A 1,374-nucleotide genomic window follows, 5' to 3' on the forward strand; every position below is an offset into this window, starting at 1 on the left:
GGACGAATGCCTCGCTGACGTCGATCTGGCCGCGTTCGGCCAGCATGCCCTTCGCCTGTTCGATGACGATGCGGCTGTTGAGGGCATGTTGCAGCTGCTCGGTGATGAGCTGGTGCTCACGCAGGGTCCGCTCATGGGTGATGCCGATGGTGGCCACGTCCGCCAGCGCCTGGGCGACAGAGGTGTTCTCCGGGGACAGAGCCCCGGGGGCGGAGCTGAACAGGTTCATCGCTCCCAGCACCTGGTCGCGTAGCCGCAAGGGGAAGGCCTGCACCGCGGCGAAGCCGGCCTGGTGAGCCGCCGCGGTGAAGCGCGGCCACTGCTGCGGGTGGGCGGCCAGGTCGGAGCAGGCCACCATCTGCCCGCTGTGATAGCAGTCCAGGCAGGGGCCTTCCTCGTCCTGCAGCTGGAACAACTCCAGCAGCCGGGCCTGCTCGGTGGAGGCCGCCACCAGGGTCAGGCTTCCGCGCTGGTCTGCCAGCAGGATGCCGACCGCGTCGACGTCGAGGAGATCCACGCAGCGTTCAGCCAATGTCTGCAGCAAATCGATGACGTCGAAGCCGACCACCAGCGTGTCGGCCAGCTCCACGAAAGTCTGGGCTGTCCGTCGGTCGAGCACTGTCTTCACCTTCGTTCTGAGGTCCATGCCCGTATCCGGCGGTTCGTTGTCTGTGGTCGCCTTACACCGAGTCTGGTTCGAATCGGTCTGGTTCGAATCGCAGCCGTCGTGCCACCACGTCGCGGGCCACCTCCAGCAGGCTGCGCTCGTCGGCGAAGGCGTGGGCGCGTAGCCTCACGAACGCGGTGCTCAGGTCGGTGCGGGACTGGACCGCGACCATACCGGTGGCCTGGTGCACCTCCGCCCAGCGTTCGGCTGCCCCCCACCGTAGCTCCTTCGGCTCGCCGGCGGCGCTGTCCGGGGTCGCCAGCTGCTGCACCTGCACCAGCAACGCCGCATCAGCGAACACCAGCGCGTCAGCCGCCTCCTGCGGCGTCAGCCATCCCGCGCCGGCGCGGCTGATCTCCAGCACGCCGACCGAGATCGCCCCCAGCAGCAGCGGGAACGCGAAGATCGCTCGAACGCCTGCCTGCACGGCGGCCGGGGCGAACATCGGCCAGCGCCGCTGCGTGCCGTCCTCGGCCAGGTCGCCGACCAACACAGGCCGGTCCCCGGCGAGCGCGTCACATCCCGGGCCCTCGCCCAGCGTGACGTGTAAGTCCATCAGCCGGTAGGCGCCGGAACCACTCGCGCACACCGGTTCGTAGCCCATGAGCCGGTCGTTGAGGGCCACGCTCACCCCTTGGGCGCGCAGCGCCTGCGCGCAGATCAGGCACACCGTGTCGATGGAGACCGGCTTGCCGTCATCGCGAGCG

The 1,374-nt window shown here is 69.1% G+C and carries 2 protein-coding genes; both read right to left on the reverse strand.

Annotated elements, in window-relative coordinates; all coding sequences use genetic code 11:
• The coding region (locus tag ACSDR0_RS50605) for a GAF and ANTAR domain-containing protein (RefSeq protein ID WP_435296134.1) at window positions 1-646 on the reverse strand (646 nt) is incomplete at its 3' end.
• Between the two features lie 34 nt (window positions 647-680).
• On the reverse strand, window positions 681-1,374 hold a 694-nt coding region (locus ACSDR0_RS50610), incomplete at its 5' end, for a GAF and ANTAR domain-containing protein (protein ID WP_435296135.1).

The sequence above is a fragment of the Streptosporangium sp. G11 genome (genome assembly GCF_051192615.1).
Lineage (GTDB): Bacteria > Actinomycetota > Actinomycetes > Streptosporangiales > Streptosporangiaceae > Streptosporangium.